This window comes from Photobacterium aquimaris (assembly GCF_002954455.1).
Lineage (GTDB): Bacteria > Pseudomonadota > Gammaproteobacteria > Enterobacterales > Vibrionaceae > Photobacterium > Photobacterium aquimaris.
The window spans coordinates 1,129,289-1,149,234 of record NZ_MSCC01000001.1 but is presented as its reverse complement, the minus strand read 5'-3'; the positions used below and the strand labels follow the sequence as shown (position 1 = coordinate 1,149,234).

General features: G+C 39.2%; 12 protein-coding genes. 9 read left to right on the top strand and 3 right to left on the bottom strand.

Annotated elements, in window-relative coordinates:
- Positions 1-373: 373 nt before the first annotated feature.
- The 3 genes from BTN98_RS05010 to BTN98_RS05000 all read left to right on the top strand — a co-directional run bounded on the left by BTN98_RS05010 (position 374) and on the right by BTN98_RS05000 (position 4,610).
- Positions 374-1,072: a DUF2786 domain-containing protein gene (locus BTN98_RS05010; RefSeq protein WP_060998017.1), complete on the top strand. Its 699-nt coding sequence runs from the start codon at positions 374-376 to the stop codon at positions 1,070-1,072.
- Positions 1,073-1,368: 296 nt separating this feature from the next.
- On the top strand, positions 1,369-2,673 hold the full coding sequence (locus BTN98_RS05005; protein ID WP_060998016.1) for an inosine/guanosine kinase: 1,305 nt from the start codon (positions 1,369-1,371) through the stop codon (positions 2,671-2,673).
- Positions 2,674-3,176: 503 nt separating this feature from the next.
- Positions 3,177-4,610: an amino acid permease gene (locus tag BTN98_RS05000; protein ID WP_060998015.1), complete on the top strand. Its 1,434-nt coding sequence runs from the start codon at positions 3,177-3,179 to the stop codon at positions 4,608-4,610.
- A gap of 91 nt (positions 4,611-4,701) precedes the next feature.
- Here BTN98_RS05000 and hrpA read toward each other — a convergent pair whose 3' ends face one another.
- Both hrpA and BTN98_RS04990 read right to left on the bottom strand, forming a co-directional pair.
- Positions 4,702-8,676, bottom strand: a complete 3,975-nt coding sequence (gene hrpA, locus BTN98_RS04995; protein ID WP_268875327.1) for an ATP-dependent RNA helicase HrpA — start codon at positions 8,674-8,676, stop codon at positions 4,702-4,704.
- Positions 8,677-8,845: 169 nt separating this feature from the next.
- Positions 8,846-10,237, bottom strand: a complete 1,392-nt coding sequence (locus BTN98_RS04990; RefSeq protein ID WP_060998014.1) for an MATE family efflux transporter — start codon at positions 10,235-10,237, stop codon at positions 8,846-8,848.
- 126 nt (positions 10,238-10,363) lie between these two features.
- Between BTN98_RS04990 and BTN98_RS04985 the strand changes: the two genes are divergently transcribed.
- The 3 genes from BTN98_RS04985 to BTN98_RS04975 all read left to right on the top strand — a co-directional run bounded on the left by BTN98_RS04985 (position 10,364) and on the right by BTN98_RS04975 (position 12,879).
- Positions 10,364-11,224, top strand: a complete 861-nt coding sequence (locus BTN98_RS04985) for a helix-turn-helix transcriptional regulator (protein ID WP_060998013.1) — start codon at positions 10,364-10,366, stop codon at positions 11,222-11,224.
- Between the two features lie 123 nt (positions 11,225-11,347).
- A complete protein-coding gene (locus tag BTN98_RS04980) occupies positions 11,348-12,322 on the top strand; it encodes a zinc transporter ZntB (RefSeq protein WP_060998012.1) in 975 nt (324 codons plus the stop codon).
- A 104-nt stretch (positions 12,323-12,426) separates the two neighbouring features.
- Positions 12,427-12,879, top strand: coding sequence for a tellurite resistance TerB family protein (locus BTN98_RS04975; RefSeq protein WP_060998011.1), 453 nt, complete (start codon positions 12,427-12,429; stop codon positions 12,877-12,879).
- A gap of 74 nt (positions 12,880-12,953) precedes the next feature.
- Here BTN98_RS04975 and BTN98_RS04970 read toward each other — a convergent pair whose 3' ends face one another.
- Entirely contained in the window at positions 12,954-15,353 is a 2,400-nt protein-coding gene (locus BTN98_RS04970; RefSeq protein WP_060998010.1) for a helicase-related protein, read from the bottom strand.
- 198 nt (positions 15,354-15,551) lie between these two features.
- Here BTN98_RS04970 and BTN98_RS04965 point away from each other — a divergent pair, with 198 nt between their 5' ends.
- From BTN98_RS04965 to BTN98_RS04955, 3 genes are all read left to right on the top strand, one after another.
- Positions 15,552-16,448: a 1,4-dihydroxy-2-naphthoyl-CoA synthase gene (locus tag BTN98_RS04965; RefSeq protein WP_060998009.1), complete on the top strand. Its 897-nt coding sequence runs from the start codon at positions 15,552-15,554 to the stop codon at positions 16,446-16,448.
- 256 nt (positions 16,449-16,704) lie between these two features.
- The gene (locus tag BTN98_RS04960; protein ID WP_060998008.1) at positions 16,705-18,393 is read left to right on the top strand and encodes an NAD-dependent malic enzyme; all 1,689 of its coding nucleotides are present in this window, start codon (positions 16,705-16,707) and stop codon (positions 18,391-18,393) included.
- Between the two features lie 198 nt (positions 18,394-18,591).
- Entirely contained in the window at positions 18,592-19,350 is a 759-nt protein-coding gene (locus tag BTN98_RS04955) for a SanA/YdcF family protein (protein ID WP_060998007.1), read from the top strand.
- The last annotated feature ends 596 nt before the right edge of the window (positions 19,351-19,946 follow it).

The window sequence follows — 19,946 nt, the reverse complement described above, 5'->3', positions numbered from 1 at the left end:
ACAAAAAGTTACACACTATCAGTGAAAGAGTAACCATTCAAGTTATTACTCATAATTAATATTTAAAAATAATAACTTATCTAATAAAAAAATTTATTCACAATGGAAAAAAATATAAATTTAATCTAAATTGTAATAATTATTTTAATAATGTATTCATTTGGTTATATTCTTTTCAACCAAACAACAATCATTTATGAAGACTATATTTAAAAGTATGTTTATTTACCAAAAATATACTATGTGAATTCTTTTTATCCCATAATTAAGAGGGTTCTATATGGCTAAGTTGCATTTATCACAATTACATGCTTGTAGTATTAGGCCATAAAGCGGTAAAATATATGCCCTCTTTTAGTCATGAGTATGTTTAATGTCAGAACAAAAGCGAAAGGCCCTCAAGAAAATTGCAAAATGTCTTGAGTTGGGTAACTCAGCAAATGTAAACGAAGCCGCCCAAGCCATTCGTATGGCTCACCGCCTCATGCTCAAATATGGTCTAGAAAAAGACGATATTGAATTCATTAAAATGGGCAAAACCAAGTCAAAAACACTGTTACCAACAGATATTAGTTCACAAATTCTAAAAATCATTCGTGGTATTAATCGTCGTTTTGGGGTTGAGTGCGTTCTAACTAACTATAAAGGGTTAAAACAAGCTGAGTTTATTGGGACTGCTGAGCGTGCTATTTTTGCAGCCTTTGCCTTTGATATTGTTTACCGTGAAATGAATCAACAAACAGGTCAATTCCGTAATAGCTTTGCTGGTACCGGTACAAGCACAGCAGAAGTAACTCGTCGCGTATCATCCTTTCTCGCTGGTTGGCTTGAAGGCGCATTAGAAAAGTTACCCGTATTAAATACTGATGATGATCATGACCAACGTATGGCCAACTATATCGATAAACAATTTGAAAATTTAGATCGTGAAACGTTTAAAAAGCAACTTCAAGAAGCAATGAAAGCATTAACAGATGATTACGAAAAAGGCATGAAAAAAGGCCGTTCTATTTCTGTTAACCGCCCAGTTGGTGGCACAAGTGCACAACAAGAGCTCAAACGCTTAAACTAAATTTATCGTTTTTAAACAAAAAAGTCGCTTATGCGGCTTTTTTTATAAAAATTGATTGTAATAACCAGTCATAGCAATAAATGCTCTCTTATTATTTACCAATAAACCATACAAATTGAACAATAAAAACACCATTAAACTTACCTTATTGGTATCTGCGCGTAGCTTTTTGAACAAGTCGTTTAAAAAAACGGCAAAAGAATCTATTTCAATGTAAGAACATCAAAGAAGTGAGATTTGTCTCTCATTTTTATGATAGAATGAATCAAAATCCCTTATTTCTATAGCCTTTAGACATGAAATTTCCTGGTCAACGTAAGTCAAAGCATTACTTCCCTGTCAATGCTCGCGATCCATTGGTTGTTCAAATTCAACAAGAAAACCCATTAGCTAAATCACATCTTGTTGGCGTCGGCCAAACGATTGTTGATATTGAAGCCCGTGTCGATGACGACTTTTTAGCCAGACATGCTCTAAGTAAAGGCCACTCTTTAGTTCTTGATGAAGATAAAGCTGAACTTCTGTATCAAGAGTTAAAAGAACGTAAATTGATCAGCCATGAATACCCTGGTGATACAATTGGTAATACGTTACATAACTACTCTGTATTAGCGGACGATAAATCAATTTTACTTGGCGTAATGAGCAAAGATCTTCAAATTGGCTCTTATGCTTATCGTTACCTTTGTAATACTTCTAGCCGTATTGATCTTGATTACTTACAGCCTGTATGCGGCCCGATTGGTCGTTGTTACACGTTGATCACCAAAGATGGTGAGCGTACATTTGCGATCAATGAAGGCCAAATGAATCAGCTTCGTCCTGATAGCATTCCTGAATGTGCATTTAAACAAGCCTCTGCACTTGTGCTTTCTTCTTACTTGGTTCGCGGTAAACCTACCGACCCAATGAAAGATGCAGCACTTAAAGCCATTGAATTTGCTAAAAAGAATAATGTACCTGTAGTACTGACCCTTGGTACTAAATACGTTATTGAAGATAAACGTGAATGGTGGATTGAATTCATCAAAGAACACGTTACCTGTATCGCAATGAATGAAGAAGAAGCTGAAGCACTTACAGGCGAAACAGATCCTCTAATGGCTGCTGATAAAGCACTAGAATGGGTTGATATGGTATTGTGTACTGCTGGCCCTGCAGGTCTTTATATGGCAGGTTACACTGATGACGAGCTAAAACGTGAATCAACATTGCCATTATTGCCTGGTCAAATCCCTGAATTTAATAAATATGAATTCAGTCGTCCAATGGCAAAAGCAGATTGTGAAAACCCTATTCGTGTTTACTCACATATTGCACCTTACCTTGGTGGCCCGATGGAAATAAAAAATACCAACGGCGCAGGCGATGCTGCACTTTCTGCACTATTGCATGATATGTCAGCAAACCGTTTCCATAAAATCAATGTACCTAACTCTGCAAAACATACTGCGCAGTTTTTGTCATACTCTTCATTCTCTCAAATTTGCCAATACTCAAACCGCGTAAGTTACGAAGTGCTGATTCAACACGCACCTCGCCTTTCTCATGGTTTACCAGAACGTGAAGATTGCTTAGAAGAAGCATACTGGGAACGTTAATTAACAAATACTGATTACCTTTTTCTAAAAAGAGCGAATTTTCGCTCTTTTTTATATCTGTTAGTTACTCATGCTTTCTATCACATAAATATTAATCGTTGGTGACTGATTTAAGATGATAACCTCGCTCATAATAACAACTGTAAATAACAGGCCTTCTCGTTATTTTTTAAATTGCCTTAATCAACTGATTTATAATCATAAATAAAAACAACCGTACATAAAACATTCATTTTTAGTGCATTTTTATCAGCTTTTGATAATTAAATAATAACTCTTAACTAAGATCACATTGTCGACATTCAATCAACAGCAAACTGTGACCAAGTTAAAGGAAAAGCTTTTCGTTGCTACATTTTAGTAAAAGTTTTACTAAAATCAATTCCATGTTAACTAAGTTGATGGCATTAACACCATTAAGTTAGTGGTTTCTTTCTCGCATCTTTTGATAACACATTTACGTCTAGCCTGAGTTATCATGGAATTGGTTCACGGAGGATATTATGTCTGAATCTATGCGCGGTACGATTGGAAAGTTTGCTTTATTGTCTATGACATTTGCAGCAGTATTCAATGTCCGTAATATCGTTAATAACAACATCGAGTTAGGGTTAAGTTCAGCCCCCATTTTTCTTTTTGCTACACTCGTTTATTTCATTCCTTTTGTTTTCATCATTGCTGAATTTGTCTCTGCCAATAAAAACTCTGAATCAGGTATGTATGATTGGATCAAACAACCGCTAGGTACCAAAGCGGCTTACATGGGTTCATTTTTATACTGGTTCGTAAATCTATTCTGGTTTATCTCACTGTTACCTAACGTTATTGCTTATGCATCTTATGCAATGCTTGGCTATGAGTATGCGTTCTCACCAATGGTAACATCGATGATTTCGATTGTTCTATTTGCAGCCGCTACCCATATATCAACCAAAGGGGCTTCTTGGCTGGGTAAGATTTCAGAAATCGTTGCTTATGGTGTTTTCGCTCTTTTTGCCATTTACGTTATTGGTGCCTTAATGGCATTAAATGGTGATACTCCACCAGCAGAACCAATCACTTTAGAAGCCATGACCCCAACCATTAATTGGGCAACATTAGGCATTATGTGTTGGATTTTCCAAGCTGCTGGTGGTGCAGAAACTGCAGCCGCATACTTAAACGATGTCAAAGGTGGCCAGAAATCATTTATTAAAGTGATCATTGCAGCTGGTGTGCTTATTGGTAGCATGTACGCTATTGGCTCTTTATTAGTTAACGTATTTGTTGCACGAGGCGACTTAACTTACTCTGGCGGTATGGTTGAAATCTTTACTGGTATGGCACATTACTTCGATATTTCAGCGCCATTAGTCGGTCGTTTTGTGGGTATCGTACTATTTATTGCAATGTTTGGTGCGATGATGATGTGGACTGCTGCACCGGTTAAAATTCACTTTTCGGAAATTCCAGAAGGTGTATACGGTGAAAAAACAACTCAGCTTAATAAACACGGTGTCCCTGTACGTGCGGCTTGGTGGCAATTTGGGTTTGTATTAGTGATGCTAATTGCTAACGGATTTGGCTCAGAGTCAGTTCAAGAAATGATGAGTACAGCAATTAACTTAACTGCGGGTACTGCAATGTTACCACCGATCTTTATTATGGTAGCTTACTTTGTATTCCGTCTTAAACATGATGATACTCCACGTGATTTCCGTATGGGCTCTCGTCTATTTGGCATGGGTATGGTGTCAGTACTGATCGTTATCTTCATCGTAAGCATGACAGCTTCTGCTTTCCCTCCTGGTGTCGATCTTGTTAAGGCATTCTTTATCAATGTGTTTATGACAGCTGTATTTGCAGGATTAGCTTACTTGTGGATTTCTCGGTTTGAGAAAAAAGCAGCTCAAGCATCACCATCAATAAAGAGTAAAATTGCAACACAAACGCACTAATTAAGCATATTCCCCCAAAAACAAAAGGCCGATGCGGTTATCGCATCGGCCTTTTCATTTATAGGGTTTGTATTGCTACAAAATTAAGTGTCTAGCACTCATTAATGGCATTACGAACTCGCTTATCAGAAATAGGATACGGTGTTCCTAACTGTTGAGCAAAGAAACTCACACGTAGCTCTTCTATCATCCAGCGAATTTCTCTGACTTTATCAGGTACCGGCTGCCCTTTCGGAATCTTATTTAACAGCTCTTTGTATTCATTAACTACTGATTCTATTTTCAGAACATGTACCCGATCTTTATTTGGATCAATCGGCAATTTTTCCATACGGCGCTCAATAGCACGCATATAACGTAAAATATCAGGTAAACGCTTCCAGCCACATTCAGTTGCAAAGCCTTTAAATATTAAGCTCTCAATTTGAGCTTTGATATCTGACATTGCAAACGCCATTCGTAAGTCAATACGACCTTTTAAACGCTTAGAAATATTAAATGCCGTTGTTAGAATTTCTTCTACTTGCTTAGCGATTTCAACTACAGTATCGCCAAGCTCTGCACGAACATATTCTTTCAATGCTTCAAAAGTTTCTGGCTGCCACGCTAAACCGCCTTTTTGTTCAATCAGCTTATCAATGCCACACGCAATACAGTCATCAATTAAATCAAGCACACGTCCGTATGGGTTAAAGTACAAACCTAACTTCGATTTATTTGGCAAGTTTGAGTGCAAGTATTTAATCGGTGACGGTACGTTTAATAAAATCAAACGACGTTGACCTGCTTGCATTGCGTTGTGTTGCTCTTCTTCGGTTTCAAACAGTTTGATACCAACTGAATCTTTGTTATCTGTTAACGCAGGGAACGCTTTAACTTCAAAGCCTCCACGCTTTTGTTGGTAACGCTCAGGTAGTGCACCAAAGCTCCACGTCTTCAAACCCTCTTGTTCAATGTCATCATCAGCAACTTGCGATAAGGTCTCTTGTACTTTTTCTTTGAGGTTATCTTTTAGACCATAAATATCTTTGCTTTCACGTAGCTTACGATTGTGATGGTCAACTGCGCGATAAGTGATCTTAAGGTGATCAGGGATCTGGTCTAATTTCCAATCTTCACGAACAAGAGTCACACCCGTCATTCGTTTCAGTTCTTTCTCTAATGCATCTAGTAATGGCATCTCCATTGGCTTAACACGCGCAAGGAATGCATCGGCATAATTAGGTGCTGGAACAAAGTTACGTCGTAACGTTTTCGGTAATGATTTAATAAGCGCAACCACGAGTTCATGGCGCAAACCAGGGATTTGCCAATCAAAGCCATCAGGCTTCACTTGGTTTAAAATCGCTAGTGGTACATGAACTGTCACACCATCGTTATCTTCACCTGGCTCAAACTGATAGCTTAATTTAAGCTTCAAGTTTCCTTGATGCCAGAAGTTAGGATAATCAAGATCCGTTACATGGCTTGCGTCACCACGGAACAACATTTCACGTTCAAAGTTAAGCAGTTCAGGGTTTTCTTTTGACGCTTTTTTCCACCAGCTATCAAAATGACGCCCAGAGGTAACTTTTAAATCAATACGCTGATCATAAAAGTTAAACAACTCATCATCATCAATCAAAATGTCACGGCGACGAGATTTATGCTCAAGCTCTTCAACTTCACGCAATAGCTTACGGTTTTGTTGATAGAACTTATGCTTAGTGTCCCAATCCCCTTCAACTAATGCTGAACGAATAAAGATTTCACGTGATAACGCGGGATCAATATTACCGTAGTTAACTTTACGTTTACCTACAACCGGAATGCCATAAAGAGTGACTTTCTCAAACGCATGTACTGCGGCTGATTTTTTCTCCCAATGCGGTTCACTGTAACTACGCTTGATCAAATGCTCGGCTAACGGTTCTACCCATTCAGGCTGAATTTTGGCACCAATTCGCCCCCATAAACGTGAGGTTTCAACCAGTTCAGCCACCATTACCCATTTCGGCTGTTTCTTGAAAATACCCGATCCTGGAAAGATATTAAAGCGAGCATTACGCGCACCCTGATATTCATTCTTCTCTTGATCTTTCATACCGATATGCGATAACAAGCCACTCAACAATGCGATATGAATACCATCATAACTGGCTTCATTACCGTTCATTTTTAACTCAAGCTCTTTAACGACTTGGTTAACTTGGTAATAAATATCTTGCCACTCACGAATACGTAAATAGTTTAAGTATTCTTTTTTACACAAACGACGGAAATGATTATTGGATAATTCTTGCTGTTGTTCTTGAATGTAATCCCATAGGTTCACAAACGTGACAAAATCAGAATCTTTATCGTAAAAACGACGGTGTTTTTCATCTGATTGTTGTTTTTTATCTGATGGACGCTCACGCGGATCTTGAATAGATAACGCACAAGCAATGATCATTACTTCACGTAACGAGCCGGTTTTAGGCGCCTCTAATACCATACGCGCCAAACGCGGGTCGATAGGCAAACGTGCTAACTGACGACCAAGATTAGATAAACGCTTACGCGGATCAGTTGCTTTAGGGTTAATTGCGCCTAATTCTTCAAGTAAACGAATACCATCTTGAATATTGCGATTATCTGGCGCTTCAACAAATGGAAAGGCTTGAATATCACCCAAACCAATTGCTGTCATTTGGAGAATAACTGACGCTAAGTTGGTACGTAGAATTTCTGGATCAGTAAATTCCGGGCGTGATAAGAAATCATCCTCAGAATATAAGCGAATACAGATACCTTCTTGCACACGACCACAACGACCCATACGCTGATTTGCACTAGCCTGTGAAATCGCTTCAATCGGTAGACGTTGTACTTTAGTGCGGTAACTATAACGGCTAATACGCGCAGTACCAGGATCGATAACGTATTTAATGCCAGGTACAGTTAAAGAGGTTTCCGCTACGTTGGTCGAAAGAACTATTCGACGACCATTATGCGATTGGAATACCCTATTTTGTTCATTGGCTGATAAACGCGCATACAACGGCAAAATTTCAGTATGACGTAAATTACGCTTTTCTAATGCATCAGCGGTATCACGAATTTCACGCTCACCGTTCATGAAGATCAGAATATCGCCCATGCCTTCATCGCACAGTTCATCAACTGCATCAAAAATAGCATCAAGCTGATCGCGATCGGTATCATCACCATCTTCAACGACAGGACGGTAACGCACTTCTACAGGGAAAGTACGCCCTGATACTTCAATAATAGGTGCATTATTAAAGTGCTTTGAAAAACGCTCAGGATCGATGGTTGCCGAGGTAATAATAACTTTTAAATCTGGTCGCTTAGGCAATAGTTCACGTAAGTAACCCATAATAAAGTCGATATTAAGGCTACGTTCGTGGGCTTCATCGATAATGATGGTGTCATATTGACTTAAAAAACGATCGTGCTGAATCTCTGCCAGCAAAATACCGTCAGTCATTAACTTAACGTGGCTGCGCTCAGAGACTTGATCGTTAAATCGTACTTTATAGCCGACATGCGAACCCAGTTCACACTCCATTTCCTCGGCAATACGCGTAGCAACAGAGCGCGCAGCTAGACGACGTGGCTGAGTATGACCAATCATACCGTGAGTTCCACGACCAAGTTCTAGACAGATTTTAGGTAATTGAGTGGTTTTACCTGAACCTGTTTCACCCGCTACAATAACCACTTGGTTATGTTTAATCGCTTCTGCAATCTCGTCTTTTTTCTGACTAACGGGCAGCTGAGCAGGATAGATAATTTTAGGACGGTGATTACGACGTAATTCCACCGTCTGCATTGATTTAGCAATATCTAACGCAATTTCATCAAATACTGCATGCTTTGATTTTTCATTTTTAATTCTTGATGCGCCTTGTACACGTTTGTGTAGACGAAAACGATCGCGCATCATGCAATCTTTAATCGCAGACTTTAATGTTTTTTCATTATTTAACACGTCTGCTTGAGTTTGATTCGACTGACTCAATGTAATTCCTGTCTTTTCAATGACTAATTGATACCGACCATTCACATACAACAATGTCATCGGTATAACTTTGGCGATTCGAAATTTTTGTTAATTCTATCACAAATGAAACGGTGTGAGATCTGCTTAAAAGACAATTACTCACAACAACCTAATCAGTCATAAAAAAGCCCATTTGTTGGCATTCAAATGGGCAAATTTTATTTATAAACTGTATGTTTACAAACGATTATACTGATACTAATACTTGGTCAGTATCATTTATCAAATTAGCTAACCACTTACGACCTCGAATTCGATAGGTTGTCAGAGCTACTTTCACTATTTCTTCTGCTAAAATAGCCGTTAATACCCAATGCAAAGGCCAGCCTAAAAAGACCCCAGTAAAGATTGCTAAAGGAATACCCACTCCCCATTGACCAAACAAATCAATGAAAATACTGTATTTAATATCACCACCGCTACGTAACACGCCGCCAATACCTACCATATTAAACACTTTTAAAAACAGCCCAAGCGCAAGCACCATGGTGACATTTAATGACATGGTTAAGTTTGGCGTATCTGCCCGTTGAAGCCATATACTTACAGTATCACTTGCTAACCAAATCGAAATACCGAGCACAAAGGCCATTGATACACTCAATCCAATAAAAAACCATGATTGATGCCATGCACGTTGGTAATTCTCAGCGCCCAGCTCATGACCTAAAATAGTGGAAGCGGCAACAGCAAAACCAATAAAGGCCGAAATAAGTACCCCTTCAATTGGTGCAAGCAAACTAATGATAGCTAACTCTGTCACACCTAATTGAGCAAAAATAACACTGTAAACCAATACTCCCATTGCCCAGCCTGCATCATGAATGATCATTGGCATAGCAATCGCAAAGTAACGCTTACGCGCTTGTGGGGTTTTAGCCGTATCAATATCAATCGCTAACGGCAGAATCTCACGATGACGGTAATAAGTAACAGTTAATAAAATAACGGTTTGAATACCACGAGAAATTGTCGTCCCTAATGCCGCCCCTGCGACACCCATTTCTGGAAAACCGTATAAACCAAAAATCAATAATGCATTTAAGGTCGCATTTAATAACACCGCCACAAGACCAACATAAGTTGGCATTTTTGCTTCACCAACAGCACGTAAAGCCGCCTCTAATGGCACCACAATCGCTGTAAAAATAATACTCCAACCACAGACATACAGGTAATCTTTAGCATGAAGAACAAAATCAGCTTGATCACTAATCACACTAACGATTTGCTGTGGAAACAAACGGTAAATAATGGCAAAAGGCAACGTGAAAGCAATCGCACACACCCACGATTGTAATAAGGTTCGACGTACGCCATCCATTCTCCCTGCGCCAAAATATTGTGCAGCTAAAACACCAACAGCACCACTGACACCCACCACCAGCAATAAATTGAAAAAGAAAATACGGTTACCAATACCCACGGCAGCCACTGGTGACTCACCCAATTTTGACACCATCAGCACATCGACTAAACCCAGTAATGCAAACAACATCGACTGCATCGAAACAGGTAATGCTAACTGCCACGTTTTTTTCCAAAAATTTCTATCTGCTGATGTACGCCATGTCGTCATAATTAAATACTCAATTAACAGTTAGCTTGTGATAGTGATCATACCTATTGTTATTAATTTACGGTTATTCTAAGCAATCAAAAACGTTTGCCAAACTATCAAATTCAATCTTAAAAGGACGTTTAAATGGCATGGTTTGAACATTTAAATATTTCATCGCAATGCCAATCAATCATTATTGACCAAGTACAATCATTAGCCTTGGAACAAAAACACATTATTCAATGTGGCATTAATTATGGCAAAGAAGCGTTTACTATTTATCGCCGCAACCCTGATATGCATATGCTGCTATTTACGATCAAAGGTCGCGGTATGCTTAGCACGCCAACCAAACAATGGGATTTACAACCAGAGCATGTCATATATGTACCACCGGGGTGTGAGAATGGATTTGATATCAACCCAGACGAGAATCAGGAGCTTATTTGGGATATGGCATGGGTAATGTTAGAACAACAAAGTTATTGGGATCAGCGCTTGCCCCATGAAATAACCTATTATCCAACTCAATCAGGATCATTATTATTTCAAACTATCGATTGTCTTCAACAAGCACTCTGTTTGAATTACCCCCTTGCGGATCAAATTTCAACCAACATCACTGAACAATTATGCTTGTTGGTTGCTAACCGTACAGCACCTCACTCACCATTGGCTTTGCAGCGTTTAGAACGTGTATTTCAACATGCTAAACGGCAATTACACTACCCATGGCAAGTAAAAGATCTTGCTGCCGTGTACCCATGCTCTGAACCTCACTTACACCGTTTGTGTCAGCAATATTATAGTCAATCACCAATGGCACGCTTAACCCATTTGCGTATGGAGCATGCCGCAGGTTTATTAACTACCACTTCATGGCCTATTCAACATATCAGTGACTTTTGTGGTTACCCAAACCCGACCAATTTTAGTACCCGTTTTAAAAGTTGGAGTTCTTTTACCCCACGTCAGTTCAGATCACGCTTTCAGAGTGAATCTTAACCGTCAACTGCTCAATCAATAACCACCAAATATTTTATTTTCTATCGATGGCTTATATCGGTTAAGCTTATAAGCACAAAATAAATAAGACTTAAGTACTTAGCACTATTAAAGGGATCCTCTATGCCACATTGTTTTGCTTACTGTTATCAACTTAATGGCGATCATTCCAAACCAGCACTGACCCTTGATAAAATTAATAACTGGCAATCTACTGATGGTTTACTCTGGCTACACCTCGACTTTACTCAGCCACAAGCACAGCAATGGATACAACAAAGCCAATTGCCTGATATCGAGAAAGATTCGCTGACCAATGATCGAGATCGACCACGTTTAAACCAAACTAAAGATGGCTTTTTCTTAGCATTACGCGGGGTGGACATTGATAAAGATAGCCAACATAAGCCATCAGATAAAATGCTGTCTATTCGTGGTTATTTCACTAAAAACTTAATTGTTACTACTTCAGACCAACCAGTGGTAGCAATCTCTCGTATTGCTGATCATATTGAAGGTGGTTTTGGTCCGACAACTATTGGTAATTTTATTTTAAGTTTATGTGACCATTTGGTCAGTCGAAAAATGAAGGTTATTGATAATCTTGATGAGCAATTGACTGAGCTTGAAGAGCAAGTCATGACTGATAGCGATATGAATTTACGTAATAATATCGCGGTATTACGTCGTAAAACTGTAAAACTACGCCATTCAATGACCCCACAACGCGATGCATTAGCAAAGTTAATAACCATAGAAACGCCATTGCTTTCTTTAGCAGAACGTCAAAAAATTCATGAGGTTGACGAAAAAATCAGCCATGCACTTGATGATCTTAATGCAATCCGTGAACGCGCCAATGTAACCCAAGAAGAATTAATGAGCTTACAATCAGAAACATTAAATCAACGTCTGTACTTTCTATCGTTGATTACCACTGTCTTCTTACCTCTTGGTTTTTTAACCGGCTTATTTGGAGTTAACCTTGATGGTATTCCTGGAGCTGAGGATCATTTGTCATTTTCAATCTTCTGTGGATTATTAGTCGGAGTATTAATCCTACAACTGGCATTATTTTATAGGCGTAAGTGGATATAACCTGTAAAACTGCAAACGTATATTTAGCGACTTTTATTTTTACGCCATATCGTTATAGACTTAAGGGTTAGTTATACGTAATTATCACCAAAATAAGGGCCACAATGTTTTCGACATTACGAACTTTGTTTAGACAAGTTATGAATGAAAGTGCGAGTGCTGGCGCAGTCGATACACCAACGCTTAATTTAGCAATGGCATCATTGCTGTGTGAGGTCGCTAATGCTGATCATGATCGTGACCCACGCGAAGAACAAGCTAAAATACAACTGTTAATTAAGCTGCTTGATACCACTGAAGAGCAAGCACTGATATTACTAGAAAAAGCTCAACAACAAAGCCAAAAATCGGTGTCTTTGTATGAGTTCACTAATAAATTACGAGAGTTATCACAACCCCAACGCTACCAATTAATTGAGGCTATGTGGCAAGTTGCTTATGCCGATGGGGTGATTGATCCTTTGGAAGAAGCTGTGATCAGACAAGTATCAGACTTGATCTATTTAGATCACTCAGAATTTATTCGCGCTAAACTTAACGCTGCCAAAACCTTATAACAACAACCTTGACCTTAATTATGTAAGCCACAGTAGCTATCCACTACTGTGGCATGCTTTTTTTTACTCTGTTATTAGTGAATATCAATCGTACGACTGGCTTTTTTATATTTAATTCGCCAACCTTGCCAGCGTGGTAACTCCCACCGTTTAGGATCTTGTTTACGGTTACCTTGATGATAATGTGCAATCACGGTTTTACGGCTGATCTGATATTCAATCCGCATCTCAAAATCATTTAACCTCACCCTGTGCGGGTATTGATTATCAAACGCTTCACGCTCCCAATCCGGAATACCATCAAATACAAAATCTTCAGCACTGAATAAAGCAATATCATCGATCGTTTCAATTCCAAGATCGGTAATTTGTTGTGATAGCCACATCGTTAAATCAACTACTTCAGGCTCACGCTGACAAATATCAGCTTGATAATGGCCTAAAGCTAAATATAAATTCCATTGTTGTATATCGACTTTTAACCGTGCAGCTAACCCTTCTAATACGTCATTGGCTAAAATCAAATCAACAATCGCGGTACTCGCTGCACCGCCACTAACATCTTGCCATTGAGTATCTATAACCTGCCCAGCATAAATCCGTTCAATAGCGGTCTGAAAGTGACCCGCGCTGGTTTCAACAGTTTGTCCTTGCTGGTTTTCACCAAGATCAAGCGCGACAATTTGCGACAACGTCACTGGTGCAATACAGGTCGCTAAAACGAGGTTTTGCTTCATACCTTTTCCAGGTAAGGCAAATTGATCAAACACTACCGCAGCTTCAGTAGCTTGATCATGCTCAATAGCAAATAAAGTATCTCGGCTTAATGTGACTTCATTAAAGCCATTAGCTAATGCTTGTCGACGTCGTTGGCGACGTATGTAAACTAATTCAGGAGTAGCATTCATCACCGCTTCTATCCATGGCTGACGACGAAATGCACTGCTAACTTCGAGCTGAGGCAATTGCAGCACTTCGCGCATTTTAGATGCTAATAATCGTGCCTCTGCACGCATATTGTCATCAACGGTTAACCATTCAGGGACAACATTCACCCGTACAATTTTAATTAACGCTGTTGCATCACAATATTGCTGCCCGAGCCATAAAAACAATGCCTGCTGATCTTGCTCTGATTTCGGTGGTTGCCACAATTTTTGCGGAATAGATAACGCCGCCGCTAAATCAACCATCGCTTCTTGATGACGACGCTCAGGCATCGCTGTAATTAAGTGGGCAAATAAGCTATCAATCGGTAATTGATACAAACGGCGACCATAATCAGTGACAACTTCTTCATTGGTGACCGCTTTCATGGTCAACAAGGCCTCAAAAGCACTTGCTAAGGTTTTCTCAGGTAAAGGATCAATAAAGAGTAATTGTGAAAATTTAGCATCACAGCATAAAGCGGCTAAATACGGCTCAACTAACTCTTCACGTTGTAGTTCTGCAGGGGTTAATCGCTCTAGTGGCGCAGCTTTGCCATATAAACGCAGACAAACACCATCTTTAACTCGTCCTGCACGGCCTTTGCGTTGCTCTGCACTGGCTTTTGAAATCGCATGCAGTGATAACACCATCCGCCCATTACGCTGGTGAGTACGACGCTCTAATCCAGAATCAATAATTAATGTTACACCGGGAATGGTCAGCGATGTTTCTGCAACATTAGTGGCTAATATAATCCGTTGCTTCTCGCTGGCGGTTAATGCCCGTTGGCGTTCATCATCAGTTACTGAGGCATGCAGTGGAATCACATCGATGGCACTTGAGGCTATCTCATCAACAAAGTAGCGTTTAACTGCTTGCAATGTTGCGCTAATTTCTTTTTTCCCCGGTAAAAATACCAATATATCTTGATGATTATCATAATGCTGACGGAGTAGTTTGACGATCCGCTGTTCAAGATGATCACCACTAGGCATGGTTTGGTTATCCGTTGCATAATGATTAACCTCAACCTCAAAATGACGTCCTGCTGCATGTAAATGAGTCGCATCAAGATATTCAACTAATCGTTGGCTATCCATAGTGGCCGATGTTGCAACTAAGCGATGACTTTGACGCTGTTTTAAAAGTGCGAGCAGTAAATCAGTATCCCAACGCCGTTCATGGAACTCATCAATAATAACTGTATTAAATTGGGCTAATTGATCATCACTTAACCACCGTAGTGCAACTCCAGGTGTTGCAAATACCACTTGAGTATTATCATCAAAATGTTGTTCAAACCGAATTGCATAGCCCACTGATATTTGTTGCGGATTAGCAACATCAGTGTTTAAGTATTCCGCTAACGATGTGCAGGCTACACGTCGCGGTTCAACCACCAGCACGCGGCCAACTTGTGCAGCCCATAAAGGTAAACGGGTTGATTTTCCCGAGCCTGTTTCAGCTTCAACCACTATATGCTGCTGAGATAATGCAGCTAAAAAATCGGACTTAATACTATCGATAGGCAATGAAGCGTACATAATTCAATCTATTACTGATACTGACGGTCTTATTGTGACAACAAACAGCGGTAATGTCATTGCAGAGCTTGCATAGTTGCTGATTCCATAAACAATCGTTGGTTTATTTTCGTTATTATGTCAGTTTCGTCCTACAATAATTGACTTTTTGCTATAACTCCCTAGCCTTACAGCATCTACTTATGGAGGCAGCGCCGTATGACTAGCAAAACCATTTTTAACCCTGAATTATGGGAAGCCGTTCCGGGCTTTAACTTTGAAGATATTACTTATCACCGTGCTAAAGCCCATGGCACAGTACGTATTGCCATTGATCGTCCTGATTGCTTAAATGCGTTTCGTCCTAAAACTGTTGATGAACTGTACACTGCGCTTGATCATGCGCGTCAATGGTCTGATGTTGGCTGTGTATTAATTACCGGTAATGGCCCATCGCATAAAGGACAGTGGTCTTTCTCATCGGGTGGCGATCAACGTATCCGTGGTAAAGATGGCTATAAATATGAAGGTGCTGAAGAAGGTACAGCAGATGTGGCTCGTATGGGTCGATTGCATATCCTTGAAGTACAACGCCTGATTCGTTTTATGCCAAAAGTTGTGATTGCGGTTGTTCCGGGTTGGGCTGTTGGCGGTGGTCATAGCCTGCATGTGGTATGCGACTTAACCCTTGCATCAAAAGAACATGCGGTATTTAAACAAACTGATCCTGATGTAGCATCATTTGACTCTGGTTACGGCTCTGCATACTTAGCGAAAATGATCGGCCAAAAACGTGCTCGTGAAATCTTCTTCTGTGGTTTTAACTACAGTGCTCAAGAAGCTTATGACATGGGTATGGTTAACAAAGTCGTTGATCACTTTGAGCTTGAGGAAGAAGCGTTACGCTGGGCAAAAGAGATTAACAGTAAATCACCAACAGCAATGCGTATGCTGAAATACGGCTTTAACTTGCCAGACGATGGTCTTGTTGGTCAGCAATTATTTGCAGGTGAAGCGACCCGCTTAGCTTATGGCACTGCTGAAGCGCAAGAAGGCCGTGATGCTTTCCTTGAGAAACGCGATCAAGATTTCAGTAAGTTCCCTTGGCATTATTAATCACAGATTATCATTAATTCAACATCGTTACTGACAAATAAAAGCTCTTATTTTAAGGGCTTTTATTTTATAAAATACTTTCCCGCTGCAAAAAAACGCCATATTTATTGTTATTAATAAAATAAACACCAGAAACATGATCACTTTCTCGAAATAAATCACTCTAGCCTTTGAATTATCAACGATGAAGTTCTAGCATTAGCACAATCGAAATCATCGTTCCTTTTTCTGGCTTAATCGCAACAGAGTTTACTGTATGAACAACAATAAAAGACCGCTATATATTCCTTACGCAGGCCCAATACTTCTTGAGACGCCATTACTAAACAAAGGCAGCGCATTCTCTGTTGAAGAGCGTATGTTCTTCAATCTAGAAGGTCTTCTACCTGAAGCTATCGAGTCAATCGAAGAACAAACCGATCGTGCTTATCAGCAATATCAAAAATTCGATAATGATATGGATCGCCATATCTATTTACGTAATATTCAAGATACTAACGAAACGCTTTTTTACCGTTTAGTTGAAAATCATATCACCGAAATGATGCCAATTATTTACACGCCAACAGTAGGCTCTGCGTGTGAAGATTTCTCAAATATATACCGTCGTGGACGCGGTCTATTTATTTCATACCCAAATCGTGACCGTATTGAAGACATGCTCAATAACGCGTCACGTCAAAATGTAAAGGTGATCGTTGTTACCGATGGTGAGCGTATTCTTGGTTTAGGCGACCAAGGTATCGGTGGTATGGGTATTCCTATTGGTAAGCTATCTCTTTACACCGCGTGTGGTGGTATTAGTCCTGCTTACACGTTACCAGTCGTACTTGATGTAGGTACTAATAACCCACAACGTTTATCTGATCCTATGTATATGGGTTGGCGCCATACGCGTATAACGGGTAGCGAATATGACAATTTTGTCGATGACTTTATTCAAGCAGTTAAACACCGTTGGCCTGAAGCATTAATTCAATTTGAAGATTTCGCTCAAAAAAATGCGATGCCGTTACTTGAACGTTATAAAGATAAAGTGTGTTGCTTTAACGATGATATTCAAGGTACTGCTGCTGTCACTGTTGGTTCATTATTAGCAGCATGTAAAGCCGCTGGTACCAAATTATCAGATCAACGTGTCACTTTCTTGGGTGCAGGCTCTGCGGGTTGTGGTATTGCAGAAGCGATTATTGCTCAGATGGTTGCTGATGGTATTACTGATGCCCAAGCACGTAGCCAAGTATTCATGGTGGATCGTTGGGGCTTGTTAGTTGAAAACATGCCAAATCTGCTCAACTTCCAGCAAGCATTGGTACAGAAAAATACCAATATTCAAGACTGGGAACTGCTAGATAATAACATCTCGTTATTAGATGTTATGCGTAACGCTAAACCAACAGTATTAATTGGTGTTTCTGGTGTACCAGGGTTGTTCAGTGAAGAAGTGATCCGTGAAATGTACGCTCACTGTCCTCGCCCTATCATCTTTCCACTATCAAACCCAACTAGTCGTGTTGAAGCAACACCATTTGATTTGATTCACTGGACTGAAGGCAATGCGTTAGTTGCAACAGGGTCACCATTTGATCCTGTTGTTTACGAAGGTAAAACTTACCCAATCGTTCAATGTAACAATAGTTATATTTTCCCGGGTATTGGTCTAGGTGTACTTGCAGTTAATGCTCGCCGTGTAACCAATGAAATGTTGATGGAAAGTAGCCGTGCTTTAGCTGAATGCTCACCATTAGCGATTAATGGTGAAGGCCCGTTATTACCAGGTCTTGAAGATATTCAAAAAGTATCACGTAAAATTGCTTTTGCGGTTGCTAAAAAAGCAGTTGAACAGCACAAGGCACCAAAGAATTCAGATGAACGTATTCACGAGAAGATCGATGCTAATTTCTGGAAATCAGAATACCGTCGTTATAAACGTACTTCATTCTAAATTCAACAATCATTAATTTCTAATTCGAAGTGTTTAATAACGCTTCGAATTTTCATTTGAAGCATTTTAATGCATGAACTTGCGCACAAAAAATACAAACTCTCTCAATTAGTACAGCTGTTCTCTCTTTTTTGAACAATAATATATTTTATTAAGGTAAGATATTAATAAAGCATTATATTTTTAGTTTGGATAATTATGAAACTGCTCAACATTATTCGCATTACTGCAGTTCTCTTTATCATTTTTGTAGCCTCATTATTATTACTTGATCGCTGGGTTTCTGCACAAACAGAAAACCGTATTTTTCACGATCCAGCAAAACTACCGTCGTATAATGTAGGCTTAGTATTAGGGACAAGTAAATACATCGCAAAAACACTCAACCCCTATTATACCTACCGTATGTCTGCTGCTATCGATCTCTATAAAAAACATAAGATTGATGTTTTTTTAGTCAGTGGCGATAACGCTCACCGTTCATATAATGAACCTCGAACCATGAAACGTGATTTATTAAAAGCAGGCGTGCCTAGTAATGAAATAGTATTAGATTATGCAGGTTTTCGTACTCTCGATTCTGTCGTTCGAGCAAAAGAAGTTTTTGACGCTGATCGTTTTGTTATTATTACCCAACAATTTCATTGTGAACGCGCGCTTTTTATTGCCGATCATTACAACATTAATGCTGTCTGCTTAGCCGTTAAAGAACCCCGTCGTGGTATGGCAAGTTTTAAAATTCGTGTACGAGAAGTCTTTGCCCGTGTTAAAGCAATAATTGATTTGTTTATATTAAATGTACAGCCTAAGTTTTTAGGTCCAAAAGAACCTATTCTTGATCCATTAATGAAAGTGCAACCAGCTGTACCCCTCACAAAGCCAAATAACAATGCCGAGGTCGAAACCGCACCACTATCGGCAGCAATTACAACTCAACCTAGTCCTAGCATTGATTAAGCACTAAAACCAAAAAAGCCAATCGCTTTATTAAACGATTGGCTCTATCAGTTAATCCCTAAAATATGACTAACCGTATTTTTTCTTATTCATATTACTGAGCATCCGTTTACGTACTGTCTGTAAATGCTCTTGTGCTTCTTTATGAATTTTTTTAGTTAAACACATTTTTTTTTCTTTCATTATTAACTAGCCATCGTCCTTAACCTGTAAGCATCAAGTTGCATTGCGCATTTTACCATATAACAAAATAATCTGCACAGGCTATTTTTATAAAATTATATAGCGTAATAACATTATATTGCTAAAATAATATTCCAAATAAAGACCATCATTAACATTCACAGAGAGATCACAACAACGAAAAACAAACAACCACCATTTTATTTATATAACTTCATCACATAAAGCCACCACGACACGACGTATTATCACTTCCGCTAAATAAAGCTAATTATAAAAATAATGTCGCCTTAATATATGGAAGATTCACCTATGACAGCCCTCACACTTACACTCAAACATTGGCTATTCAATAGAAATAGCTTAATCCTTATCGGCAATTGTTTAATGATGGTTATTCTGGTAGTAATTAA